Genomic DNA, 24,489 nt, shown 5'->3' with positions numbered 1-24,489 from the left:
CGAACCGTTTCCACATGGCGGCCGCATGCAGAGCGCGTGCGGTTGCTTCCCTGTCGAATAAGCGGAACCCACCGCCAAAGGAGTTGTAGAGAATGAACAAGACCGAATTGATCGATGCCGTTGCTGAAGCTGCAGACCTGACCAAGGCCGAGTCCAGCCGCGCTGTCGATGCCGTCGTTGCTGCCGTCACCAAGGCGCTGAAGGACGGCGATGCGGTCACCCTGGTTGGCTTCGGTACCTTCCAGGTCCGCGACCGTGCTGCCCGCACCGGCCGCAACCCGAAGACCGGCGACACCATCAAGATCGCTGCTTCGAAGAATCCGTCGTTCAAGGCTGGTAAGGCCCTGAAGGATGCTGTAAACTAAGCGGCTCGCTGGGGTGCTTAGCTCAGCGGTAGAGCGTCTCCTTTACACGGAGAGGGTCGGGGGTTCGAAACCCTCAGCACCCACCACAGCACCGCGGTAAAAGTTTGAGTGTGGAGCGGTAGTTCAGCTGGTTAGAATGCTGGCCTGTCACGCCGGAGGTCGCGGGTTCGAGTCCCGTCCGCTCCGCCATTCAACGAGGCCTCCGGCCAAAAGCTGGAGGCTTTGTTTTCTCCCGGTCCAGGCCGGCTGAAAGCAAAAAAGGTAACAACGCGGAGCGGTAGTTCAGCTGGTTAGAATGCTGGCCTGTCACGCCGGAGGTCGCGGGTTCGAGTCCCGTCCGCTCCGCCATTACATCGAGGCCCCCGGCCTGAAGCTGGGGGCCTTGTCTTCTCACCGACAGGTTCGGAAGGAAGGCGAAAAGGTTTTTGCAAGAACGGAGCGGTAGTTCAGCTGGTTAGAATGCTGGCCTGTCACGCCGGAGGTCGCGGGTTCGAGTCCCGTCCGCTCCGCCATTGCAGAATTCTTAAGTCCCTGTGAAAAAACTTTGAAAAAAGTGTTCATCGGGCTGGGTTTCCAGACAGTCCTCGGATATACTGGGCGCCTGCAAAGTTCAAGCGCGGAGCGGTAGTTCAGCTGGTTAGAATGCTGGCCTGTCACGCCGGAGGTCGCGGGTTCGAGTCCCGTCCGCTCCGCCAACTTCAAAAGCCCTCGGCGCAAGCCGGGGGCTTTTTCTTTGCGCCATGGTGGAAATGGCCGACACGCGGATGGCGCATGCCTGCCGATGTGGGCGCAGGCCGCGCTGGCGCTGCTTTTGGTCCCTGCGGCGAAGCGGGTTACACTGCCGGGCTCGCCAATAAGGCCTTGTGATTCCTCACCATGCTGCAGAAACTCCGCGACAAGACCTCAGGCTGGATCGTCACTGTGATCCTGGGGCTGCTGATGATTCCGTTCCTGTTCGTGATCGACAACAGCTACCTCGGTGGCGTTGGCGCACAGAACGTGGCCAAGGTTTCCGCGCCGCCGACCTGGTGGCGTTCGGCGCCGTCGTGGTGGCCGGTGCGCATGCTGTGGCAGCACCACGAGATCAGCTCGCAGGATTTCCGCACGCGTTTCGAGCAGGAGCGCATGCGTGAGCGCCAGCAGCAGGGCGACAACTTCGACCCGCGCGCGTTCGAGAGCACCGAGAACAAGATGGCCGTGCTCGATCAGCTGATCGACGAGCAGGTCGTGCGCCTGGTCGGTGAGCAGGCAGGCGTGGTGATCGGCGACGGCGCGGTGCGCGAGTACATCGCTACCATGCCCGCATTCCTCGATTCGAACGGCAAGTTCAACGAGAACAACTATCGCCTGGCCCTGGCCGGCGGCAACCCGCCGCGTACGCCGACCCAGTTCCAGGAGCTGGTGCGCGAGAGCCTGCAGCAGTCGGTGATTCCGTCGGGCCTGCAGAGCTCCGGCTTCGTCACCCAGGCAGAGACCGAGCGCCTGTTGAAGCTGCTGGGCGAAACCCGCGACGTCGAGCTGGCCGCGTTGCCGCCCGTACCGGCCGATACCGCGCCGGTCACCGATGAGCAGATCAAGCAGTGGTACGACAGCCACGGCAAGGATTTCCGCCAGGCCGAGAGCGTGTCGCTGGAGTACGTCGAGATCAACGGCGCGAACCTGCCGGCACCGGCGGCGGCCGATGAAGCCACCCTGCGCAAGCGCTATGAAGACGAGAAGGCGAAGTTCACCTCGCCGGAGCAGCGCCAGGCCTCGCACATCCTGATCACCGGTGACGGTGCAGAAGCGAAGGCGAACAAGATCGCTGCCGAAGCCAAGGCCGCTGGTGCCGATTTCGGCGCGCTGGCCAAGGCCAATTCGGAAGATCCGGGCTCCAAGGACCAGGGCGGGGACCTGGGTTGGGTCGAGCGCGGTGCGATGGTGAAGCCGTTCGAGGACGCGCTGTTTGCGGCCAAGGCCGGTGATGTGATCGGCCCGGTGAAGACCGAGTTCGGTTACCACATCATCAAGGTGGCCGCTGTGCGCGGTGGCCAGGGCAAGTCGTTCGAGGAAGTGCGTGACACGCTGGCCGCCGAACAGCTGAAGGCCGACGGTGAGCGCGGCTTCAACGAGCTGGCCGGTCGCCTGGTCGATGCCATCAACAAGAGCCCGAGCGACCTGGCCGCTGCCGCCAAGGAAGTGAACCTGCCGCTGCAGACGCTGGGCCCGATCACCCGCGCGACCGCCAGTGGCATTGCCGCTGACCCGGCCGTGCTGCGTGCGGCGTTCTCCGACGTGCTGGTGCAGGACGGCACCGCCAGTGACCCGATCGCCCTGGGGGGCGCGACCAACCACAGCGTGGTCATCCGCGTGGCTGCGCACACCCCGGAACAGGCCCTGCCGCTGGACAAGGCTCGTGAACAGGTGATCGCCGCGATCCGCGCTGACCGCCAGCGCCAGGCCAGCGACAAGGCGGCCGATGCCATCCTGGCCAAGCTGAAGGCGGGTGCCACCCTGCAGTCGCTGGCCGCCAGCGAGAAGCTGCAGCTGAGCCCGATGCCGGGCCTGCCGCGCAGCCAGCCGGTGCCGACCCCGGAAATCAACCGCGCGATCTTCAGTGCGCCGGTGCCGGCCGAAGGCAAGCCGAGCTATGGCAAGGTCGACGTCAATGGCCACGCGCTGCTGTTCGCGGTGAACAAGGTCAATCCGGGCGACATCAAGGAAGTGACTGCAGAGCAGCAGAAGCAGCTGAAGGAACAGCTGAGCCAGATCGATGGCATGGCCGCGGCCAAGGCCTACATCGAGGCGATGCGCAAGAAGTTCGTGATCCAGACCACCGAGGCGAACCTGTAAGCCTTGCGGCGAGCAGATCGAAGAAGGCCCGGCATTGCCGGGCCTTTTTTTGTGCGGGCGCTGCTGGAAATCGAATTGTAGAGCCGAGCCCGTGCTCGGCTGGTCATGAACCCCGACAAGTCGCAGGCAAGAAAAAAGCCGAGCATGGGCTCGGCTCTACAGGAGGGTCCTGGCCTACGCGTCAGTCTTCGACGCGCAGCACGGCGCCCGGCTTCAGCACGCTGCTGCCGCTCAGGCCGTTCAGCGACAACAGGGCCTTGACCGGCATGCCGTAGCGGCGGGCGATGGTCCAGGCCGACTCGCCATCACGCACGGTGTGGCGGCGGCTGCGCGGACGATCAGCGATCGCGGCGACGGTCTTGGCCACCTGCGGCGTCGGTGCTGCGGTGGCGACTGGCGCAGCGCTGGCGACCAGGGCGGATGCGGTGTCCGCCACCGTCGCATTGGCAGCCGAGACAGGAGCCAGCACGCGGGTGGTACCCGACGAGGCGCGGCCACCGCCCGCCAGGGCGGGGTTGAGGCGGGCGATCCTGGCCGGGTCCAGGGCGCGCTGTGCGGCCCACTGCTGGACGCTGGTGCCGGCGGGCAGGGTGTGGTCCTTCAGCACCGGCACGGTGCGGTCCAGCGAGGCCATCACGCCCGGCTGGTCTTCCACGTCTTCCAGCACGCAGGCCAGGGCATGCAGCTTCTCGACGTAGGCATGGGTGACCGGCGACAGGCCGGGCAGCGCCGACGGCTTGGCGTTCTGCGCGTTCATGCCGGCCTTGCGCATGGACTGCAACACGCGGTACTCACCGGCGTTGTAGGCCATGGTGGCCAGGCGCCAGTCGCCGCCGAACATGCCGTGCAGGGTCTTCAGGTAGCGCACTGCGGCCTGGGTGGAATCGACCGCCGACAGGCGGCCATCGTAGCCGTTGGCCATGGGCACGCGGTGGTTGCGCGCGGTGGTGGCGATGAACTGCCACAGGCCGGTCGGGCCGCTGCCATTGCGGGCATTGGGCCGGTAGCCGCTTTCCACGAACGGGATCAGTGCGAATTCGGTAGGCAGGTTGGCCTTGCGCAGCTCTTCAACCACGTAGCCGAACAGCACCAGCGCATCGTCATCCTGGTTGGCCAGGCGCGACGGGGCGTGGGCGAACTGCTTCTGCCAGCGCGGGCTGGTGGCCTCGGCATTGCAGGTGGGCTCGGCCAGGCCGTCGCGGAAGCTGGAGAAGATCTCCTGGCCATTGCGGACCGACGCGGCCGGCAACGCGGCCGGATCCAGCGGCAGGGCCGCCGCGGCGGCCAGGTTCTGGCCGATGCCCGCGCCCAGCGACTGGGCACCGGCGGTTCCGGCCAGCCCCAGGACCAGGCCCAGGGCCAGCGGCAGACTTCGGCGCATCATGCGCGGAAGCCGTCTTTCCAGTGCCGGAGACCGGCCATGACGTCGACGTCGTCAACGACGTCGCGGCCCAGGTGCGCCGCCACTGCCGCGCGGATCGGCGCCGTGTGCACACGCAGGAACGGATTGCAGTCGAATTCGTTGGCCAGGGTTACCGGCAGGGTGGAACGGTCATCGCGGCGCATGGCCAAAGCCTCCTCTTGGCGCTGCCACAGGGCAGCGTTGGCGGGGTCGACATGCCGCGCGAAGACGGCATTTGACACGGTGTACTCGTGGGCGCAACAAAGCAGCAGTTGCGCGGGCAAGGTACCCAGCTTGCGCATCGATGCCAGCAGCTGGGACGGCGTACCTTCGAACAGGCGTCCACAGCCCAGGCTGAACAACGAATCTCCGCTGAAAAGATGTTCAGCAGTGTGAAACGCGATGTGGCTGCGGGTATGCCCGGGCACGGATAGTACGTGGAACGTCCGGCCCAGTGCCTGAACGCGTTCACCTTCGCCGACCCGCTCGGTCGCTGCAGGGATGCGCTCCTCGACGGGCGCGATGACCCGTACACCGGGAAAACGTGCCTGCAACGCGGGCACGCCACCGATGTGGTCATCGTGGTGATGGGTGAGCAGGATCGTGTCCACGCGCAGGCCCTGATCGGCCAGCGCAAGCACCGGCGCGGCATCGCCGGGATCGACGACCACGGCGGCGCCAGCGTCGTCGATCAACGTCCAGATGTAGTTGTCCGCAAATGCGGGCAGGGCAGTCAGTCGCATAGAATTGGACCATGCCCGCGCTGCAGAGCACCCGTCAAGCGAGCCAGGCCCCGTGGTTCGACACTGAACCGGCGGGCTCCTTGCGCGTGCTGGAGCGGCAGTTGCTGCTGCCGCAGCTGTCTGTCCTGCCGACGCAGCCCTGGCTGTGGATCGCACCGAGTGCGGCCTGGCTGGAGGATGCGCAGCTGGGCGGGCGCGGGCTGCGGCTGTTCCGGCAGGGCCAGGGCTATGCCGGCGACACCCGCTGTGCGCTGCCGCTGCCGCTGGCCAGCGAGAGCGTCAACGCGGTCGTGCTGCAGCATGTGACCGCGGGCGATGCGGAGCGACTGCTGGACGAGTGCGAGCGCGTGCTGATGCCGGGCGGCCACCTGTGGCTGAGCAGCCTCAACCCGTTCAGCCCTTACCGCACGCATTGGCGCCAGCACGGACTGGTGGTGCGCACGCCACAGCGGATCCGCCTGCTGCTCGGCCGCCACGGGCTGGAGTGCGACGATATGCGTTACCTCGGCCCGCTCTGGCGCGGTGCAGGCAGTCGCCGCACGGGCGGTTGGGCGCCGCTGCGCGCGGCCTGCCTGTTCCATGCTGAAAAGCGCACGCTGGCCCTGCCCGGGCCGAAACCGTTGCCGGTGCGTTGGCTCGGCACCGTTGCCACCTGATCTGGAGTTGTATTGAAAACCATCGAAATCCACACCGACGGTTCCTGCCTTGGCAATCCCGGCCCCGGCGGCTGGGCTGCGCTGCTGCGCTACAAGGGCCACGAGCGTGAACTGAGCGGCGGCGAAGCGCACACCACCAACAACCGGATGGAGCTGATGGCGGCCATTTCCGGGTTGGAGACGCTCACCGAGCCCTGCAACATCGTGCTCTATACCGATTCGCAGTACGTGCGGCAGGGCCTGACGCAGTGGCTGCCCGGCTGGATCCGCAAGAACTGGAAGACCGCCGGCGGCGACCCGGTGAAGAACCGCGAGCTGTGGGAGCGCCTGCATGCCGCGACGCTGCGGCATCAGATCGACTGGCGCTGGGTAAAGGGCCACTCCGGTGACCCGGACAACGAGCGGGTAGATACGCTGGCGCGCAACGCGGCCATCCAGATCCGCGACGCCAGCCCGGTAAACTGAGCCCATGCGTCAGATCATCCTCGATACCGAAACCACCGGCCTGGAATGGAAGAAGGGCAACCGCATCGTCGAAATCGGCTGCGTGGAGCTGTTCAAGCGCCGCCCGACCGGCAACAACTACCACCAGTACATCAAGCCGGACTGCGAGTTCGAACAGGGCGCGCAGGAAGTCACCGGCCTGACCCTGGAGTTCCTGGCTGACAAGCCGGACTTCGCGCAGATCGCCGATGAGTTCCTGGCCTTCATCGATGGCGCCGAGCTGATCATCCACAACGCGGCGTTCGACCTGGGCTTCCTCGACAACGAGCTGTCGCTGCTGGGCCCGCAGTACGGGAAGATCACCGATCGCTGCACGGTGATCGATACCCTGGTGATGGCGCGCGAGCGCTTCCCGGGCCAGCGCAATTCGCTGGATGCGCTGTGCAAGCGACTGGGCGTTGACAACTCGCACCGTGCGCTGCACGGCGGCCTGCTCGATGCGCAGATCCTGGGTGACGTGTACATCGCGCTGACCTCGGGGCAGGAAGAGATCGGATTCGGCCTGGGGGATGACGATGGCGGTGGCGCCGGTGCGGCGCTGCAGGCCTTCGATACCAGCAAGCTGCTGCCGCGCCCGCGCGTAATGGCCACGCCGTCGGAGCTGGAAGCGCATGCGGCGCGGCTGGAGCGGCTGCGCAAGAAGGCCGGCCACGCACTGTGGGATGGGCCGAAGGTGGAAGAGGCCGCCAGCGCGTAATGCCTGAAGAGGTAGTGCCGGCCGCTGGCCGGCATCTGCGTGAACACGTTTCCCGGTGAGCCGGCCAGCGGCCGGCACTACCGCCTCCACGCATGGCGTGGATCTACGGGTTAATGGCAGCGCACCAGGATCACGCTGATGTTGTCGCGGCCACCGCCGTCGAGCGCGGCGGCGACCAGCGTGTCCACGCATTCCTGTGCGCTTGCATCCTCGAAGGCGAGGGTGCGGGCGATGCCGCGGTCGTCCACTTCCTCGGTCAGGCCGTCACTGCACAGCAGCAGCTGCATGCCGGGGCGCAGCTCGCCGCTGGTGGTGGCCACGTTCAGATGTGCCGGATCGGTGACGCCCAGCGCCTGGGTGACCACGTTGCGATGTGGATGCGCGCGTGCCTGTTCGGCCGTCAGGTTGCCCTGCGCGACCAGTTCCTGCACCACGCTGTGATCCTGGCTGAGCTGTGCCAGCTGGCCGTCACGCCAGAGGTAGGCACGGCTGTCGCCGACCCATGCCACTTCATAGCGATTGCCCTGCACGCGTGCGGCGACCACGGTGGTACCCATCGGCAGGGTGTCGTTGCGCCGCCGCGAGGCGCGGATGATCTCTTCGTCGGCGGTGCGGATGGCCTGGGCCAGCGGCGCGCCACGGCGGATCTCGCGCACGATGGTTTCGCGCGCCAGCGCGCTGGCCACCTCGCCGCAGGCGTGGCCGCCCATGCCATCGGCCACCAGCCACAGGGCCAGCTCGCTGTCACCGTAGTAGGTGTCTTCGTTGAGCTCGCGGCGCAGGCCGGGGTGGGTGAGGTGTCCGAATTCGATCATGGTGTGCAGGGGCGGGGTATTGCTGGGGAGACAGGCATCATCGGGGGGCTGCGGGCATCCGGCAAGGCATGCATCCAGGAAATTTTCACTTCATTGACCGGAATGACTTGTCGTCGGCCTGACTTCCTCGTATGATGCGCGTCCCCGGTCCGCCGGGGACCACCCGGAGAGGTGGCAGAGTGGTTGAATGTACCTGACTCGAAATCAGGCAGGCGTTTATAGCGCCTCGGGGGTTCGAATCCCCCCCTCTCCGCCAGATAAAGAAAAAGGGCTGCCGAAAGGCAGCCCTTTTTCTTTATCTGGCGCGGGACGCGACGCGCTCTGCGCGTCGCCCCACACGTTGCTGCGCAACGCGTGGGCCCCTCCCTTTGCCGGCCTCTCCCCGCCCCTGTCGGGGCAGCCCCTCAACAGAGGGGCTTGGTCCTCCAGATGCATCACTGAGATCCGCGCGGTGCGTGGATGCGCGGCGGGAATCACGCCGTAGTGACCCTGTACTGATCTGGCGCGGGACGCGACGCGCTCTGCGCGTCGCCCCACACGTTGCTGCGCAACGTGTGGGCCCCTCCCTTTGCCGGCCTCTCCCCGCCCCTGTCGGGGCAGCCCCTCAACAGAGGGGCTTGGTCCTCCAGATGCATCACGGGAGATCCGCGCGGTGCGATGCGCGGCGGGAATCACGCCGTAGTGACCCTGTACTGATCTGGCGCGGGACGCGACGCGCTCTGCGTGTCGCCCCACACGTTGCTGTGCAACGTGTGGGCCCCTCCCTTTGCCGGCCTCTCCCCGCCCCTGTCGGGGCAGCCCCTCAACAGAGGGGCTTGGTCCTCCAGATGCATCACTGAGATCCGCGCGGTGCGTGGACGCTGTTCCTGCTGGCAGGCTCATCCACGCATGGCGTGGATCTACCGGGGATATCCGTGCGGACGCTGCGGGTTACCATGTACGCATCACCTGCTGGAGCTTTTCCCCATGACCGCTGAAATCCTCGTTCCCGTTTCTTTCGGCGAGCTGCTGGACAAGATTTCGATCCTGCAGATCAAGTCCGAGCGCATCAGCGACGAGGGCAAGCTGGCCAACGTGCGCAGGGAGCTGTCGGCGCTGGAGCAGACCTGGATGGCACACCCGGCGGCCGTGAAGGACATCGCCAGGCTGCGTGCCGAGCTGAAGGTGGTCAACGAGCAGCTGTGGGAGATCGAGGACGACATCCGGCTGAAGGAGAAGGCGCAGGCGTTCGACCAGGGCTTCATCGACCTGGCGCGCAGCGTGTACCTGCGCAATGACGAACGCGCGCGCATCAAGAAGGCGATCAACCTGGCGCTGGGCTCGGCGTACGTGGAGGAGAAGTCCTATCAGGATTACGCGCAGCGCGTGTAATCCCGGGCGGCCTGCCGCTCACCCCAGGTGGTCGGCGACGTAGCGTTCGAAGGCAGCGATACCGTCTTCCACGGTGATCAGTTCCATCACATCGTCGAACTCGATCTTGGTGCCCCACTTCAGATCGGTGGCCTGCTTGGCGAGGTACTTGCGTGCCGCATCGTCGTAGCGGTCCACGCAATAGCGACGATCCGAGTACGGGCCGCTGCGGTTCGGATTGCTGGCCGCATGCAGGCCCAGCACCTTGGCGCCCATCGCGTTGGCGATGTGCATCGGGCCGGAATCGGGCGTCATCACCAGGTTGGCGCGGGCCAGCAGGGCGGGCAGCTGCTTCAGCGTGTCCTTGCCTACCAGGTCCAGCGCCGGCGTGTGCAGCTGTGCCTGGATGGCGTCGGCCATGCTGCGCTCAAGTTCGCTGCGGCCGCCGCACAGCACCACCTGCCAGCCGCGCGTGACCGCGTGGTTGGCCACGGCGGCGTAGCGGTCGGCGTACCAGTTGCGGCGCACGTGGCTGGAGCACGGCGAGATCATCAGCACCGGGCGACCATCGTCGTGCCACTGCGCGGCGGCCCACTCATATGCCGACTGCGGCACGGCCAGGTCCCAGCTGACCTCGGTCTGGCGCAGGCCCAGCGGTTCGCAGAAGCTGCCGATGGCATCGAGCACATGGATGCCCGGACGGTCGGGAATGCGTTCGTTGATGAAAAGCCCATGCAGGTCCTTCGAGCGGCTGCGGTCGTAGCCGATGCGGCGCTCGGCCGGAATGAAGGCCGACAGCAGGTTGGCGCGGAACGCGACCTGCATCTGCAGCAGCGCTTCGAAGCGCCCCGGCGGCAGCTGCCTGCGCAGTTCCTTGACCCCGGCCATGCCGCTCTTCTTGTCGTAGGCATGGAAGGTGACGCCGGGCAGGCCGTCGAGCAGCTTGTGGCCGACCTTGTCGATGATCCAGTGGATCGGCGTGTCCGGGCGCGCGGCCTGCAGGGTACGCACCAGGGGCACCACGTGGGTGACATCGCCAAGTGCGGACAGGCGCAGGAGGCACAAGGAGGAGGACGCTGATGCCATGTGTTGTTAGACTCAATGAAATGGTCGCATTCGACGCCAATGAAGCGCTGACGCCATGCCGCGAGGGTCGCGGCATCGGGGCCATTCTGTTCGACCGCGAGCGGCTGCGGCAAGCCGAGATCGGCCTGTTCTCGCCCCAGCACTGGGGCAGCAGGGCCCGGCCGGTGGGCGAGGGCGGCCGCGGCAGCGCCTGGTTCGTCGATGCGCCGTTCGGTGCCAGCGTGCTGCGCCACTACCTGCGCGGCGGCATGGCGGCCCGTATCAGCCGTGACCAGTACCTCTGGCGCGGCTCGGACCGGACCCGCAGCTTCGCCGAATTCCGCCTGATGCGCGCCCTGCGCGAGAAAAAGCTGCCGGTGCCACGGCCGATCGCCGCGTTCTACATGCGCGAGGGCCTGCGCTACCGGGCGGCGATCCTGATGGAGCGAATCGAGGGCGTGCGCTCGCTGGCCGACCGCGCACTGGTGGCCGGCCGGGGGGCACCCTGGGAGGAGACCGGGCGCCTGATTGCCCGTTTCCATCGTGCCGGCCTGGACCATGCCGATCTCAACGCGCACAACATCCTGTTCGATGGCAGCGGCCATGGCTGGCTGATCGATTTCGACCGCGGCGTGATCCGCATCCCGGCGACCGCCTGGCGCGAGCGCAACCTCAAGCGCCTGCTGCGCTCGCTGATCAAGCTGCGCGGCGAGCGCAGCGTGGAAGACGTGCAGAAGGACTACGCGCGGCTGCGCCGTGCTTATGACATGGCCTGGAACCGGGGCACCTGATGGACTGGTCGCTGCGTTTCCTCGGCGTCGGCAATGCGTCGGCGGTCGAGCTTGGGTCGCCGATGTCGGTGATTGAACGGGAGGGGCGCCCATGGCTGACCATCGATTGTGGTGGCGAAGGCCTGACCGCGTTCAAGGCGCACTACGGGCAGATGCCGCAGGCGCTGTTCGTCACCCATGTGCACCTGGACCACGTGGCCGGCTTCGAGCGCCTGTTCGTGGATACCTTCTTCAATGCGCACCGGCGCGGCAAGGTGCGCCTGTACGTGCCCGCCACGGTGGTGCCGCTGCTGCACAAGCGCATCGGGGATTACCCGAACGTGCTGGCCGAGGGCGGTGCGAACTTCTGGGATGCCTTCCAGCTGATCGTGGTGGGCGAGGCGTTCTGGCACGAGGGCGTGCGCCTGGAAGTGTTTCCGGTGCGCCACCACTGGCCGGAGACGGCCTATGGCCTGCGCCTGCAGGGCGCGCTGACCTGGAGCGGCGATACCCGGCCGATTCCGGAGATGCTGGCACGCTTTGCCAGTGACAACGAACTGATCGCTCACGATTGCGGCCTGCACGGCAATCCCTCGCATACCGGCGTGGACGATCTGGAGCGTGAGTACAGCGCCGAACTGCAGGCGCGGATGATGCTGTACCACTACGCCAGCGCGGCCGATGGTCTGGCGCTGGCTGCGCGTGGGCACCGCGTGGCGCAGCCGGGGCAGTGCGTGCCGCTGGCGAGCCCGACCGCCCCGCACGTGCTGGCCCAGGACCCGCCGTGAGCGGTACCGGCCAGCCCGCAGGTGCGGCGTTGGCTGCCGGGCTGGAGGCGCTGGAGCGTGCACTGCATGCGCCGCAGGTGCGTGCCGACCGCGAGCAACTGGCCGCATTGCTGGATGAGGATTTCAGCGAGATCGGCAGCTCCGGCCAGTGCTACGACCGTGCGGCCGCGCTGGTGGAGATTCCGCAGGAGCGTGCCCAGGTGCAGATCGAATCGGAGCAGTACGCCGTCTGGCTGCTGTCGCAGGACCTGGCCCAGGTGCGCTACCGCAGCCGCCATCACCTTGATGGGCAGCTGCAGCACTGGGTGCTGCGCAGTTCGCTGTGGCGCCGGCACGGGGACAGATGGCGCATGGTGTTCCACCAGGGCACGCCCGAGGCAGGGTAGCGCGGCGCCATGCCGGGCCAAGAATGCGAAGCCGGGGTCAGATCCCTTTGCCATGCAAAGGGAACTGACCCCAGTGCGGAAAAGGCGGTGGCCCCGCCGGCTGACCTCGGCGCCCGCGTCGATCGATACCGTTGCTGCCTTCCGGCCCTGGCGGGGTTTTCGACCTAGCGTCGCGAGGGGCCGACGGGGCCACCATAGAGACGTTGGCCGCCCGATGGGCGGCCAGTTCACGGATCAGGGGAAACAGCGCGCGGCGCGCCGGAGACCACAGCCGGACTGCACATCGGGCTGGCCGATGGCAGACGCGCATTCTAGCGCAGACGGGCCCATCGACGCCAGCTTCATGCACTGAATCGGCTGTAACCCGCTCCCGGCGGCAGCGGCCGGTACCCACCCCCGTTGCTAGAATGCCGGCCAGGAGGAACGACCTCCCCCACATCGGGAACCAATGACCAGGACGGCCTGGCCCTACCAAGAGGAGGGCCGTCATGGCCTGGATCTATCTGTTGTTTGCCGGTCTGCTGGAAATCGTCTGGGCCGTGTCCATGAAGCAGTCCGAAGGCTTCACCCGGCTCACCCCCACCGTGGTCACCATCATCGGCATGATCGCCAGCTTCTGGTTGCTGGCGGTGGCCATGCGCAGCCTGCCGCTGGGAACCGCCTATACGATCTGGACCGGCATCGGCGCGGTCGGGGCGTTCGTGGTTGGCATTGTGTTCCTGGGCGAGCAGGTCAGCCCGATGCGGATCGGTGCGGCGGTGTTGATCGTTTCCGGCCTGGTGCTGATGAAACTCTCCAGCAGCTGAATTTATTTACTCATGGCGGGGAATGGATTCTCCGCCACATGCAGCAATATGCATTTTCGGCAAAACCATTTTGTCCGCCCCTGTTATTTGACGCACGTCATAAAAATAGCGCGCGTGATTCACATGCCGCTGGCACCGTCGGTCGCACAGTGCCGCCATTCGTCGGGCGAAATCGGGGAGTTTTCGCCTTGACGGACGCGCTGGCGCACCTGTCCCCGGGTGCGATCGCGTGAAGATGTGAAGATTTTCAGGAGTTAATGCCTTCAGGCCTTGTTCCCGTTCGGGGAGCCGGGGTGGGCCGCATTGTCTCCAAAAAACCTGCCAGCTGTGCCATCCGGTCTTTTCATGGAGATTTACCGATGAACCGCATTTACCGTCTGGTTTTCAATCGTGCCCTTGGGGTAATGCAGGTTGCTTCGGAGGTCGCCCAGAACCCCGGCGGAAGCGCGGTCAGCGCAGGGCGGGTGCCGCGATTGCGGGCGCACCAGCTGGCGGCGGCTTTGGCCGCCACACTGGCCAGCGGATCGGCATTCGCAGCGTGCACCGGCACCACAACCGTAAACTGCGACAGCACCACCAACATCAACAACTACTCCAACGCGACCAACGGCCTCACGCTGAACATCGCCGCGGGTGCATTGCTGCGTACGCCGCCGGTCGTAGGTGGCGGCAACGCAGCAACGCTGACCGGCGACAACGTGACGGTCAACAACAATGGCACGATCGATCCGAGCTCGATCATCCTCGCCTCGCCCGGCCTGGTCATCGGCAATGGTTCTGCCAACAACAGCGCGATCGTCGTCAACAACAACGCCAGCGGACAGATCAAGGGTGTCGTCAACATCGCAACGCTGCTGGGCTTCGGTGGACAGGCGCTGGTGGCACAGAATGTCAACGGCACCACCACCATCAACAACGCCGGCCTGATCAGCACGTCGCTGATCGGTGCAGGCAGCGTTTCCGACGCGACCACGGTGGTGACCTATGGTGGTGCAGCCGCCAATGTGACCAACACAGGCACCATCGACGGACGCGTCGGCCTGGGTGCTTCTGGCGGTAACACGTTCCTCAATGCGGGGGCGGTCAGTGGCAGCGTTCACCTGGGTGATTCAACCGGCGGCAACACCTTCACCGCAGTGTCGGGTTCCAGCGTTGTGAGCGGCGGCGGCAGCGCTCTTGCCGGCGTGATTACCGGTGTCACCGGGGTAAAGGTTGCGGCTGCGGGATCGGTCGACGCCGGTACCGGCAGTGGTGCGGCCAACAACACGCTGGTGTTGCAGAACGTCGTCAGCGGTCCGGGGTCCGGCACCGGCGGAGCGGTGACCACGCTGGGCTGGAACCAGTACCTCAACTTCCAGAAGCTCACCGTCAACAGCGGCACCTGGAACCTGCAGGGTGCGTGGGCGGGTGCAGGTACGACCACGCTCAATGATGGTCTGGTCAATTTCAACAATGCCGGTTCCTTCGGCACAGGGCTGTTCACCGCCAACGGCGGTGCCATCGCCTCTGCCACGGCCGGTCTGAACCTGGCCAACGCTTTCAGCCTTGGTGGCAATCTGTCCCTGGCAGGGACCAATGCGTTCAGCCTGGGGGGCTTGCTGTCCGGTACTGGCGGGCTGACGGTCAACAATACTGGCATCGTTACTCTCGGCGGCGCAAACCTGTTCTCCGGCGGCGTCAACCTCAATGCCGGCGGCCTGGTGCTGGGCAATGCCGGTGCACTGGGCAGCGGCAACCTGACCGTGGGTGGCAGCGCTTCACTGGATACGACGGCGGGCTTCACCCTGGGCAACAATCTGGTGATCAATGGCGGGGGCTCGCTGAACCTGCTGGGCAGCAATGCGTTGTCATTGAACGGTTCGATCTCCGGTGCCGGCAACCTGACCAAGAGCGGCGCCGGCACCCTCACCTTGAACGGCGCCAATGCGCTGACCGGCAGTTTCAACCTGGCCGGAGGCGCGTTGGCGCTGGGCGCGGGCGGCAGCCTGTCACCCACCGGCGCGATCACGGTCGGCGTCGGTACCACCCTGGACCTGTCGGCGGCCGCCAACCAGACCATCGGTTCGCTGGCGGGCCTCGGCGGTTCGGTCAACCTGGGCAGCCACACGCTCACCCTCGCGGGGCTGGGCGATACCAGCTACAGCGGTACGTTCGCCGCAGGCACGGGTGGCCTGGTCAAGCTGGGCACCGGCGTGCAGACCTTGTCGGGCGTGAACAACCTCAGCGGCGGCGTGGCTCTCAACGGCGGCGGCCTGCTGCTGGGCAATGCTGCTGCGCTGGGCAGCGGTGCGCTCAGTGTCGGCGGCAACGTGACGCTCGATGGAACCACGGGGGCGCTTGCACTGGCCAACGCGGTCAACCTCGGTTCGGGTGCCAGCCTCAATCTGCTCGGCAACCAGGCGTTGACGTTCAACGGCGTGATCGGTGGCGCCGGTGGCCTGGTCAAGAGCGGTGCGTCGTCGCTGACGCTCAATGGCGCCAACACCTTCGGCGGCGGCGTGGCGTTCAATGCCGGCAGCCTGGTGCTGGGCAACGCTGGAGCACTGGGAACCGGTGCGCTGAATGTTGGTGGCGTGGTGTCGCTCGACACCAGCGCGGCGCTTGCGGTCGGCAATGGCATCACGCTGGGCGCGGGTGGCTCGCTCAATGTGCTGGGCTCGAACGCATTGACGCTGGGCGGCGCCATCGGTGGCACCGGCAGCCTGGTCAAGAACGGTGCAGCCACGCTTACGCTGGGTGGCGCAAATACCTTCACCGGCGGCCTGGCGATCAATGCCGGCAAGGTTGCGGTGGGCAGCGGCGGAAGCCTGGCTGCCGGCGGTGCGGTCAGCCTGACCGGCGTTGGCGCGGACCTGGACATCTCGCTCGGCGGCAACCAGACCATCGGCGCGCTGTCCGGTATTGCCGGCAGCACGGTGACGCTGGGCAGCAGCACGCTCACCTTCGGTGATGCCACCAACCAGACGTTCGCGGGCGTGATCGGTGGTACCGGCGGCCTGGTCAAGCAGGGCACGGGCATCCAGACGCTGAGCGGCGCCAACACCTTCAGTGGCGGCGTGAATCTGACGGCGGGCGGCCTGCTGCTGGGCGACAGCAGTGCGATCGGCAGCGGGGCGTTGACGGTCAGCGGCAACGGTTCGCTGGATACCACGGCAGCGTTGAACCTGGGCAATGCGATCAACCTCGGCGCGGCCCTGACCCTGCCGGGCAGCCAGAACCTGGCCCTGGCCGGCAACATCACGGGCACCGGCAGCCTGGTCAAGAACGGCGCGGCGACACTGACCTTGAACGGTACCAACACCTTCAGTGGTGGACTGAACGCAAACGCTGGCGCCCTGCTGCTGGGCAACAGCGGCGCACTCGGCACGGGGACGCTGGGCATCGGTGGCAACGTCTCGCTCGACGGCAGTGCGCCGCTGAACCTGGGCAACAACGTGGCACTGGGTGCAGGCGCCGCGTTGTCGCTGCCGGGTTCGCAGTCGATCACGCTGGGTGGGGTGGTGTCCGGTGCGGGCAGGCTGGTGAAGAACGGTGCCACCACCTTGACTCTCAATGGCGCCAACAGCTTCGGTGGCGGGCTGACCGTCAACGGCGGCGGCCTGCTGCTGGGCAATGCCGGCGCGCTGGGCACCGGTGCATTGTCGGTGGGGGCCAATACCACGCTGGACAGTTCGGTGGCGCTGGACCTGGCCAACAGCGTCAACCTCGGCGCCGGTGCGGTGCTGGATCTGCTGGGCAGCCAGAACGTGTCGCTGGGGGGCGTCATCAGCGGCACCGGCGGGCTGGTCAAGAACGGTGCGGCGACACTGGCGTTGAACGGCGCCAATACGTTCAGCGGGGGCGTCGGGCTCAACGCGGGCGTACTGCAGCTTGGCAACGCACAGGCGCTGGGTACCGGCCAGCTGGACGTGGGCGGCAACGCTTCGCTGGATGCCACTGCGGCGCTTTCGGTGGGCAACACCCTCGGCCTCGCCGCCGGCGCGAACCTCACCGTGCTGGGCAGCAATGACCTGACGCTGACCGGTCCGGTGTTCGGCGCCGGCGGGCTGATCAAGGATGGCGCGGCGCGCCTCACGCTGTCTGGCGCCAACACGTTCGGGGGTGGCACCACCGTCAACGCCGGCACGCTGGCGCTGGGGGCCGGTGGCAGCCTTGCCGCGGCCGGTGCGGTGGATCTTGCCGGCGCCGGTGCGACGCTGGACATCTCCGCAGCCGGTGCCGCGCAGACCATTGGCGCACTCAACGGCGTCGCAGGCAGCCAGCTGGCGCTGGGCGCGCAGTCGCTGACCTTTGGCGGCGCCGGCAACGGCAGCTTTGCCGGCGTGATCGGTGGCACTGGCGGCCTGGTCAAGACGGGTACCGGCGTGCAGACGCTGTCCGGTGCCAACACCTTCAGTGGCGGTGTTGCACTCAACGCGGGTGGCCTGATCCTCGGCAATGCCAGCGCGCTCGGCACCGGTGCGCTGGGCATCGGTGGCACCACCACGCTGGACAGCACGGTGGCGTTGAACCTGGCCAATGCAGTGAACTTCGGTGCGGGCACGCAGCTGACGCTGGGCGGCAGCAACGATGTCACGCTCGGTGGCGTGGTGGCCGGCAATGGCAGCCTGGTCAAGAACGGTACGGGCCTGCTGACCCTCAACAACACCAACACCTTCGCTGGCGGCCTGACCCTGAACGGTGGTGGCCTGGTCGTCGGTGCGGATGGTGCGCTTGGTACCGGCGCGCTGGCGGTGAATACCAGCACCACGCTGGATGCGGGCGCGGCAGTGACGCTCGGCAATGCGGTCACGCTGGGCTCGGGCGTTGCACTGACGGTGCCGGGCAGCAATGCGCTGACGCTGTCGGGCGTGGTCGGCGGCAATGGCAGCCTGATCAAGAACGGCGCTACCACGCTGACGCTGTCCGGTGCCAACACCTACACCGGCGGTACCACCATCAATGCCGGCACGCTGGCGCTGGGCACGGGCGGCAGCCTGGCCGCGGCGGGTGACGTCACGTTGGGGGCGGGCGCCGGCTTCGATATCTCCGGTGCCGGCAGCAGCCAGACCATCGGCGCACTCAATGGTCTGGGCGGCAGCACGCTGGCGCTGGGCGGAAACTCATTGACGTTCGGTACGGCCGGCAACGCCGCGTTCGACGGCGTGATCAGTGGCGGCGGGGGGCTGGTCAAGGTGGGCGCGGGCGTACAGACCTTGTCCGGCGCCAATACCTTCGGTGGCGGCGTGACCCTCAATGCAGGCGGGCTGATACTCGGCAATGACGCGGCGCTGGGCACCGGTGCATTGACGGTCGGCGGTGCTGCCACGCTGGATACCACCGGCCTGGCAACGCTGGCCAACAACATCGCGCTCAACGCCGGGCTGACCGTGCTCGGGACCAACGCACTGACGCTAAACGGCGTCCTTTCCGGTGCCGGCAGCCTGACCAAGAACGGCAGCGCGACGCTGACCTTGAATGGCATCAACACCTATACCGGTGGCACCAACATCAACGCCGGCACGCTGGCGCTGGGGGCCGGTGCCAGCCTGGCGGCGAGCGGTACCGTGAACCTCGCCACAGGTGCCACGCTGGATCTGTCTGCCGGCAGCGGCACGCAGGTGTTCGGAACCCTGGTCGGCAACGGTACGGTGAACCTCGGCGCCAACTCGATCGAAGTCGGCGGCGCCACCAATGGCACCTTCAGTGGCTCGATCGCAGGCACGGGTGGCCTGACCAAGGTCGGTACGGGCATCGAGACGCTGACCGGTGCCAACACCTACACCGGCGGCACCTTCATCAATGCCGGTACGCTGGCGATTGGTCCGGGCGGCAGCCTTGCAGCCACCGGCGCGGTGACGCTGAGCGCTGCAGGCACCGGCTTCGATATCTCCACCGCAGGGGCCAACCAGACCATCGGCTCGTTGAACGGCGTGGCGGGCTCGACGGTGAGCCTGGGTGCACAGACGCTGACACTCGGTGGTGTGGGCAACAGCCTCTTCGATGGCGCGATTTCCGGCACCGGTGGCCTGGTCAAGAATGGCGCCGGCGTCCTCACACTGGGAGGCGCCAATCTGTTCAGTGGTGGCGTCGCACTCAACGGCGGTGGCCTGGTGGTCGGCAACAACGCTGCGCTCGGCAGCGGTGCGCTGGCAGTGGGCGGCAACTCGACGCTGGACGCATCGACAGGCGTCAACCTGGCCAACAACATCGGGCTCGCAGCGGGCGCGAACCTCGACCTGCTTGGCAGCCAGGCGCTGACACTGGGCGGTGTGATTTCCGGTACCGGGGGCCTGGTCAAGGACGGTGCGGCCACCGTGACCCTGAGCGGTGCCAACACCTACACCGGTGGTACCACCATCAACAACGGCACGCTGGCGATCGGCGCGGGTGGCAGCCTCGCCGCGACCGGCGCGGTGAACCTGGCCGGTGCCGGCACGTTCGACATTTCGGCGGGCAACCAGGCCATCGGCTCGCTGGCCGGCGTCGCCGGCAGTACGGTGGCGCTGGGTGGCAGCACGCTGACCCTGGGCGGCAACGTGGACAGCACCTTCAGCGGTGCGATCAGTGGCAACGGCGGCCTGGTCAAGAACGGCGCAGGCGTGCAGACGCTCAACGGCGGCAGCACCTTCAGCGGCGGCGTAACGCTCAACGCCGGCGGCCTGGTGGTCGGCAACAATGCTGCGCTGGGCACCGGTGCGGTGACGGTCGCAGGCGCTGCGACGCTCGATTCGAACACAGCGGTCACCCTCGCCAACAACTTCACCCTCAACAACGCGTTGACCGTCCTCGGCAGCAACAACCTCACCCTCAACGGCAACCTGAGCGGCACCGGCAGCCTGACCAAGGAGGGAGCCGCAACGCTGACCCTGAACGGCACCAACACCTACACCGGTGGCACCAACATCAACGCCGGTACATTGGCACTGGGTGCTGGCGCGAGCCTGCACGCCAGTGGCATCGTCAACCTGGCCTCGGGTGCGATCTTCGATCTGTCGGCGGGCAGCGGCACGCAGCAGTTCGGCACACTGGTCGGCAACGGTACGGTGAACCTGGGGGCCAACACGCTGACGATCGGTGATGCCAGCAATGGCACGTTCAGTGGTTCGTTGGCCGGCTCGGGTGGCCTGATCAAGGAAGGCTCGGGGACCCAGACGCTGACCGGCACCAACACCTTCACCGGGGGTACCACCATCAACGCCGGCACGCTGGCGATCGGCGCCGGTGGCAGCCTGGCGGCGACCGGTGCGGTGAACCTGGCCAATGCCGGTACCACCTTCGACATCAGCGCGGGTGGTGCGCAGGCGATCGGTTCGCTGGCAGGCGTGGCGGGTTCGACCGTTGCGCTGGGCGGCAGCACGCTGACCCTCAATGGCGTGGGCAATACCACGTTCGCCGGCACCATCGGAGGGGCCGGTGGCCTGGTAAAGAACGGCGCAGGCATCCAGGGCTTGACTGGCGTCAACGTCTTCACGGGCGGCGTGACCCTCAATGCCGGTGGCCTGCTGCTGGGCAACGACGGTTCGCTGGGCACCGGCGCGCTGACCGTGGGCGGCAACGCCAGCCTGGACGGCACCAGCGCGCTGACCCTGGCCAACACCGTGCAGCTGGCCAATGGCACGCTGACCCTGGCGGGCAGCAACGCGCTGACCTTGAATGGCCCGATCAGCGGCGCTGGCGGCCTGCTGAAAGATGGCGCGGCAACCGTCACCCTGGGCGGCGCCAGCACCTACACCGGTACCACCACCATCAACAGCGGCACGCTGGCGGTGGCGGCCGGTGGCAGCCTGTCCGGTGCCAGCACGGTGAACCTGTCCGGTGCCGGCACGTTGGACATCAGTGCCGGTGGCAGCCAGAGCATCGGTGGCCTGGCCGGCGTGACCGGATCCAGCGTGGTGCTGGGCGGTGCGACCCTGACCACCGGCGGCAACAACGGCAGCACCACCTTCGGCGGTGTGCTCAGCGGCACTGGTGGCCTGGTGCAGAGCGGCACCGGCACGCTGACCTTGAGCGGCGACAACGTCTATACCGGCGGCACCACCATCAATGGTGGCAGCACGCTGCAGATCGGCAATGGCGGCAGCACCGGCTCGGTGCTGGGCGACATCACCAACAATGGCAGCCTGGTCTACAACCTGGGCACGACGGCAACCGTGGGTGCGGTGGTCAGTGGCAGCGGCGGCCTGACCCAGGCCGGTAGTGGCACGCTGGTGCTGACCGGCAACAACACCTACACCGGCGGTACCACCATCAATGCCGGCGGCACGCTGCAGGTGGGCAATGGCGGTGCGACCGGCGCGATCGTCGGTGACATCACCAACAACGGTGCGCTGGTGTCCAACGTGGCCGGCAACACCTTCCTGGGCGGCACCATCAGCGGCACCGGTGGCCTGACCCAGGCCGGTGCCGGTACGCTGACCCTGACCGGCAACAACACCTATACCGGCGGTACCACCATCAATGCCGGTGGCACGCTGCAGGTGGGCAATGGCGGTGCCACCGGTGCGATCACCGGCAATGTCGCCAACAACGGCAGCCTGGTCTTCGACGTCGCGGGCAACACCACCGTCGGCGGCGCGATCAGTGGCAGTGGTGGCCTGACCCAGGCCGGCAGCGGGGTGCTGACCCTGGTCGGCAACAACACCTACAGCGGCGGTACCACCATCAATGCCGGCGGCACGCTGCAGGTGGGCAATGGCGGTACAACCGGCGCCATCGCCGGCGACATCACCAACAATGGTGCGTTGATTTCCAACGTGGCCGGCAACACCGCGCTGGGCGGCACCATCAGTGGCAGTGGCGGCCTGACCCAGGCCGGCAGCGGTACGCTGCTGCTGACCGGCACCAACACCTACACCGGCGGTACCACCATCAATGCCGGTGGCACGCTGCAGCTGGGCAATGGCGGTGCGACCGGTTCGATCGTCGGTGATGTCACCAACAATGGCACGCTGCTGTCCAACGTGGCCGGCAACACCACGCTGGGCGGCACCATCAGCGGCAGTGGCGGCCTGACCCAGGCCGGCAGCGGCACGCTGACCCTGACCGGCAACAACACCTATACCGGCCCGACCACCATCAACGCCGGTGGCACGCTGCAGGTTGGCAATGGCGGTGCGACCGGTGCGATCGGCGGCAGTGTCGTCAACAACGGCAGCCTGGTGTTCAACGTGGGTGGCAACAGCACCGTCGGCGGCGCCATCAGCGGCAGCGGCGGCCTGACCCAGGCCGGCACCGGCACCGTGGTCCTGGCCGGCAACAACACCTATACCGGCGGCACCACCATCAACACCGGCGGCACGCTGCAGGTCGGCAACGGTGGCGCGAGCGGTGCGATCACCGGCAACGTCAGCAACAACGGCAGCCTGGTGTTCAACGTGGGTGGCAACACCACCGTCGGCGGCACCATCAGCGGCAGCGGCGGCCTGACCCAGGCCGGCACCGGCACCGTGATCCTGACCGGCAACAACACCTATACCGGTGGCACCACCATCAACGCCGGTGGCACGGTGCAGGTCGGCAACGGTGGGGCCAGCGGCGCGATCAGCGGCAACATCACCAACAACGGTGGCCTGGTGATCAACACCGGTGGCACCACCACGCTGGGCGGCAGCATCAGCGGCGGCGGCAGCATCGTGCAGGCCGGCCCCGGTGGCCTGAACCTCGGCGGCAACAGTGGTGGCTTCAACGGTACCGGCCAGGTCACCGGCGGCGGCCTGAATGTCACCGGCACCATCGGCGGCCAGTGGACCATCGGCAGCGGTACCACGCTGTCCGGCACCGGCACCATTGGTGGCACCGGCGGTGGCGTGACGGTGTCCAGTGGTGGCGTGCTGTCGCCGGGCAATGGCCCGGGCAACGGCAGCGGCACAGGCAATGGCACCGGCACGATCACCGTGGGTGGCAACCTGACCCTGTCGCCGGGCAGCACGCTGGGCATCGATCTGGGTGCCAGCGGCAGCGATACGGTACAGGTGGGCGGCAGCGCCAACGTGGGTGGCAGCACCGTAAAGGTGAACACCATCTCGCCGAGCACCAGCTACCAGCAGGGCCAGCAGTACACGGTGGTCAATGCGGGCGGTGGGGTGAGCGGGCAGTTCGCCTCGGCGAACTCGCCGTCGGCCTTCCTGACCATCACCCCGGTCTACACCGCCAACACCGCCAACCTGCAGATCGACGTGGCGCAGACGGCGGCGTCCACCACCGTGGCCAACACGCGCAACCAGTACAACACCGCTGCGGCGCTGGACAGCCTGCCGCAGAGTGGCGCGGCGCTGGGCCTGTACAACACGGTGCTGCTGTATGACGCCAGCACTGCGCGCAGCGCATTCGACCAGCTCTCCGGCGAAGTGCACGCGGCCAGCCGCGCGGTGCTGCTGTACGACAACTACCTGGAAGAGGGCATCCGCCAGCGCCTGGGCAGTGAGCTGCCGACCGTGCGTGGTGAGCGTGCCTCGGCCTGGCTGGCCGGTAGCGGCAAGGTGTTCAAGCAGGATGGCGATGGCAATGGCGATGAGATCCGTTCCAATCGCAATGCGGTGATGGCGGGTGTGGACTGGCAGCTGGGTGAACACGTGGTGCTGGGTGCGGCGGCCGGCAACGAACGGCTGGATACGCGCCTGTACGATCGCAGTTCGCGCGCCCGCCTGCGCGGCAACACGTTCGGCCTGTATGCACAGGGACAGTGGAACAACGGCTTTGCGGCCGGTGGCAGCGTGTCGCGCGGTGACTACCGCACGCGCACCACGCGTGAAGTGCCTCTGCTGGGCCAGACCCTGTACAGCCGCCAGGATTCGGACGTGACCATCGCCCAGGTCGAAGGCAGCTGGACCTGGACCCATGGCAGGACCCAACTGCAGCCGTACGTGCAGTTCACCCGGCACTGGGTCGACAGTGATCGTGCGCTGGAGCAGGGTGGCAGTGCCGCACTGGTGCTGGAAGGCGGCAAGGACACGCTCAACGTTAGCACGGTGGGCGTGCGGGGCCGCTGGGACGTGGGTAGCGGCGCGCGCTTCCCGGCGCAGCTGACCGTCGGCCTGGGCTGGCAGCATGCATCGGGTGACACCGATGTGGCCAGCCGCAACCGCTTCGCGGTCGGTGGCGATGCCTTCGATGTCTACAGCGCGGTGATGGCACGCAATGCGCTGGTCAGCCAGCTCGGCGTGGCGGTCGGCCTGGGTCGCAACAGCCAGCTGTCGATGTTCGTGCAGGGCCAGCACGGTGATGGCCGCCGCGATGTCGGCGGGCAGATCAACCTGCGGGTAGGCTTCTAAGGGGGGCGGGCCAGCGGTAGATCCACGCGCTGCGTGGATCTACCGGCGCGGAGGGAGT

15 protein-coding genes, 6 tRNA genes and 1 other RNA gene are annotated in these 24,489 nt (G+C 67.1%); 17 read left to right on the top strand and 5 right to left on the bottom strand.

Annotation, left to right across the window (positions count from 1 at the left end):
• Window positions 1-92: 92 nt before the first annotated feature.
• From J3A72_RS20245 to J3A72_RS20215, 7 genes are all read left to right on the top strand, one after another.
• On the top strand, window positions 93-365 hold the full coding sequence (locus J3A72_RS20245) for an HU family DNA-binding protein (RefSeq protein WP_004146343.1): 273 nt from the start codon (window positions 93-95) through the stop codon (window positions 363-365).
• Between the two features lie 11 nt (window positions 366-376).
• Window positions 377-451, top strand: a tRNA-Val gene (locus tag J3A72_RS20240).
• Between the two features lie 26 nt (window positions 452-477).
• Window positions 478-554: transfer RNA gene (locus tag J3A72_RS20235), tRNA-Asp, on the top strand.
• Window positions 555-636: 82 nt separating this feature from the next.
• Window positions 637-713 (top strand) — tRNA-Asp (locus J3A72_RS20230).
• 87 nt (window positions 714-800) lie between these two features.
• Window positions 801-877, top strand: a tRNA-Asp gene (locus J3A72_RS20225).
• Window positions 878-983: 106 nt separating this feature from the next.
• Window positions 984-1,060 (top strand) — tRNA-Asp (locus tag J3A72_RS20220).
• A 181-nt stretch (window positions 1,061-1,241) separates the two neighbouring features.
• Window positions 1,242-3,197, top strand: coding sequence for a peptidyl-prolyl cis-trans isomerase (locus J3A72_RS20215; protein ID WP_032961821.1), 1,956 nt, complete (start codon window positions 1,242-1,244; stop codon window positions 3,195-3,197).
• Window positions 3,198-3,378: 181 nt separating this feature from the next.
• On the opposite strand, the gene J3A72_RS20210 is transcribed toward J3A72_RS20215, so the two are convergent.
• Window positions 3,379-4,581, bottom strand: a complete 1,203-nt coding sequence (locus J3A72_RS20210; protein ID WP_046429131.1) for a lytic transglycosylase domain-containing protein — start codon at window positions 4,579-4,581, stop codon at window positions 3,379-3,381.
• Window positions 4,578-5,342 (bottom strand): hydroxyacylglutathione hydrolase, encoded by a 765-nt coding sequence (gene gloB / locus J3A72_RS20205; protein WP_032961823.1) that lies wholly within the window; start codon window positions 5,340-5,342, stop codon window positions 4,578-4,580. The genes J3A72_RS20210 and gloB overlap by 4 nt, the downstream gene beginning before the upstream one ends.
• Window positions 5,343-5,353: 11 nt before the next feature.
• On the opposite strand from gloB, the gene J3A72_RS20200 reads away from it, so the two are divergent.
• Genes J3A72_RS20200 through dnaQ form a run of 3 tightly spaced genes read left to right on the top strand, consistent with a single transcriptional unit; the run spans window position 5,354 to window position 7,199 of the window.
• Complete coding sequence (locus J3A72_RS20200) at window positions 5,354-5,998, top strand: methyltransferase domain-containing protein (RefSeq protein WP_041863105.1); 645 nt, start codon at window positions 5,354-5,356, stop codon at window positions 5,996-5,998.
• Between the two features lie 12 nt (window positions 5,999-6,010).
• Window positions 6,011-6,463, top strand: a complete 453-nt coding sequence (rnhA, locus tag J3A72_RS20195) for a ribonuclease HI (RefSeq protein WP_014646157.1) — start codon at window positions 6,011-6,013, stop codon at window positions 6,461-6,463.
• Window positions 6,464-6,467: 4 nt separating this feature from the next.
• Entirely contained in the window at window positions 6,468-7,199 is a 732-nt protein-coding gene (gene dnaQ / locus J3A72_RS20190; protein ID WP_014646158.1) for a DNA polymerase III subunit epsilon, read from the top strand.
• A 110-nt stretch (window positions 7,200-7,309) separates the two neighbouring features.
• Here the strand turns inward: dnaQ and J3A72_RS20185 are convergent, their stop codons facing one another.
• Window positions 7,310-8,014, bottom strand: coding sequence for a PP2C family serine/threonine-protein phosphatase (locus J3A72_RS20185; RefSeq protein ID WP_014036153.1), 705 nt, complete (start codon window positions 8,012-8,014; stop codon window positions 7,310-7,312).
• A gap of 165 nt (window positions 8,015-8,179) precedes the next feature.
• Here J3A72_RS20185 and J3A72_RS20180 point away from each other — a divergent pair.
• Both J3A72_RS20180 and J3A72_RS20175 read left to right on the top strand, forming a co-directional pair.
• Window positions 8,180-8,270: transfer RNA gene (locus tag J3A72_RS20180), tRNA-Ser, on the top strand.
• 710 nt (window positions 8,271-8,980) lie between these two features.
• The gene (locus J3A72_RS20175) at window positions 8,981-9,385 is read left to right on the top strand and encodes a DUF6165 family protein (RefSeq protein WP_014646159.1); all 405 of its coding nucleotides are present in this window, start codon (window positions 8,981-8,983) and stop codon (window positions 9,383-9,385) included.
• Between the two features lie 18 nt (window positions 9,386-9,403).
• Here J3A72_RS20175 and J3A72_RS20170 read toward each other — a convergent pair whose 3' ends face one another.
• Window positions 9,404-10,450: a glycosyltransferase family 9 protein gene (locus tag J3A72_RS20170; protein WP_046429133.1), complete on the bottom strand. Its 1,047-nt coding sequence runs from the start codon at window positions 10,448-10,450 to the stop codon at window positions 9,404-9,406.
• A gap of 20 nt (window positions 10,451-10,470) precedes the next feature.
• On the opposite strand from J3A72_RS20170, the gene J3A72_RS20165 reads away from it, so the two are divergent.
• From J3A72_RS20165 to J3A72_RS20155, 3 genes are read left to right on the top strand one after another with little or no spacing between them, the layout of a single operon-like run.
• The gene (locus J3A72_RS20165; RefSeq protein ID WP_075076723.1) at window positions 10,471-11,220 is read left to right on the top strand and encodes a 3-deoxy-D-manno-octulosonic acid kinase; all 750 of its coding nucleotides are present in this window, start codon (window positions 10,471-10,473) and stop codon (window positions 11,218-11,220) included.
• Window positions 11,220-11,987 (top strand): MBL fold metallo-hydrolase, encoded by a 768-nt coding sequence (locus tag J3A72_RS20160; protein ID WP_032958196.1) that lies wholly within the window; start codon window positions 11,220-11,222, stop codon window positions 11,985-11,987. The genes J3A72_RS20165 and J3A72_RS20160 overlap by 1 nt, the downstream gene beginning before the upstream one ends.
• A complete protein-coding gene (locus J3A72_RS20155) occupies window positions 11,984-12,373 on the top strand; it encodes a nuclear transport factor 2 family protein (RefSeq protein ID WP_075076724.1) in 390 nt (129 codons plus the stop codon). The genes J3A72_RS20160 and J3A72_RS20155 overlap by 4 nt, the downstream gene beginning before the upstream one ends.
• 90 nt (window positions 12,374-12,463) lie before the next feature.
• Here J3A72_RS20155 and ffs read toward each other — a convergent pair.
• Window positions 12,464-12,560, bottom strand: an RNA gene (gene ffs / locus J3A72_RS20150) — signal recognition particle sRNA small type.
• Between the two features lie 301 nt (window positions 12,561-12,861).
• Here ffs and sugE point away from each other — a divergent pair.
• Together sugE and J3A72_RS20140 are read left to right on the top strand one after the other, a co-directional pair.
• The gene (gene sugE / locus J3A72_RS20145; protein ID WP_005415486.1) at window positions 12,862-13,179 is read left to right on the top strand and encodes a quaternary ammonium compound efflux SMR transporter SugE; all 318 of its coding nucleotides are present in this window, start codon (window positions 12,862-12,864) and stop codon (window positions 13,177-13,179) included.
• Window positions 13,180-13,538: 359 nt separating this feature from the next.
• The gene (locus tag J3A72_RS20140) at window positions 13,539-24,431 is read left to right on the top strand and encodes an autotransporter-associated beta strand repeat-containing protein (RefSeq protein ID WP_075076725.1); all 10,893 of its coding nucleotides are present in this window, start codon (window positions 13,539-13,541) and stop codon (window positions 24,429-24,431) included.
• Window positions 24,432-24,489: the final 58 nt, after the last annotated feature.

It is taken from the genome of Stenotrophomonas sp. PvP093 (genome assembly GCF_017876915.1).
Classification (GTDB): domain Bacteria; phylum Pseudomonadota; class Gammaproteobacteria; order Xanthomonadales; family Xanthomonadaceae; genus Stenotrophomonas; species Stenotrophomonas muris.
The sequence above is the reverse complement of the archived record's forward strand: the minus strand, read 5'-3'. Positions and strand labels throughout refer to the sequence as shown.

Coding starts and splice junctions, on each gene's coding strand:
- J3A72_RS20245 (WP_004146343.1), top strand. CDS start 93: ATGAACAAGACCGAATTGATCGATGCCGTTGCTGAAGCTGCAGACCTG.
- J3A72_RS20215 (WP_032961821.1), top strand. CDS start 1,242: ATGCTGCAGAAACTCCGCGACAAGACCTCAGGCTGGATCGTCACTGTG.
- J3A72_RS20210 (WP_046429131.1), bottom strand. CDS start 4,581: ATGATGCGCCGAAGTCTGCCGCTGGCCCTGGGCCTGGTCCTGGGGCTG.
- gloB (WP_032961823.1), bottom strand. CDS start 5,342: ATGCGACTGACTGCCCTGCCCGCATTTGCGGACAACTACATCTGGACG.
- J3A72_RS20200 (WP_041863105.1), top strand. CDS start 5,354: ATGCCCGCGCTGCAGAGCACCCGTCAAGCGAGCCAGGCCCCGTGGTTC.
- dnaQ (WP_014646158.1), top strand. CDS start 6,468: ATGCGTCAGATCATCCTCGATACCGAAACCACCGGCCTGGAATGGAAG.
- J3A72_RS20185 (WP_014036153.1), bottom strand. CDS start 8,014: ATGATCGAATTCGGACACCTCACCCACCCCGGCCTGCGCCGCGAGCTC.
- J3A72_RS20175 (WP_014646159.1), top strand. CDS start 8,981: ATGACCGCTGAAATCCTCGTTCCCGTTTCTTTCGGCGAGCTGCTGGAC.
- J3A72_RS20170 (WP_046429133.1), bottom strand. CDS start 10,450: ATGGCATCAGCGTCCTCCTCCTTGTGCCTCCTGCGCCTGTCCGCACTT.
- J3A72_RS20165 (WP_075076723.1), top strand. CDS start 10,471: ATGGTCGCATTCGACGCCAATGAAGCGCTGACGCCATGCCGCGAGGGT.
- J3A72_RS20160 (WP_032958196.1), top strand. CDS start 11,220: ATGGACTGGTCGCTGCGTTTCCTCGGCGTCGGCAATGCGTCGGCGGTC.
- sugE (WP_005415486.1), top strand. CDS start 12,862: ATGGCCTGGATCTATCTGTTGTTTGCCGGTCTGCTGGAAATCGTCTGG.
- J3A72_RS20140 (WP_075076725.1), top strand. CDS start 13,539: ATGAACCGCATTTACCGTCTGGTTTTCAATCGTGCCCTTGGGGTAATG.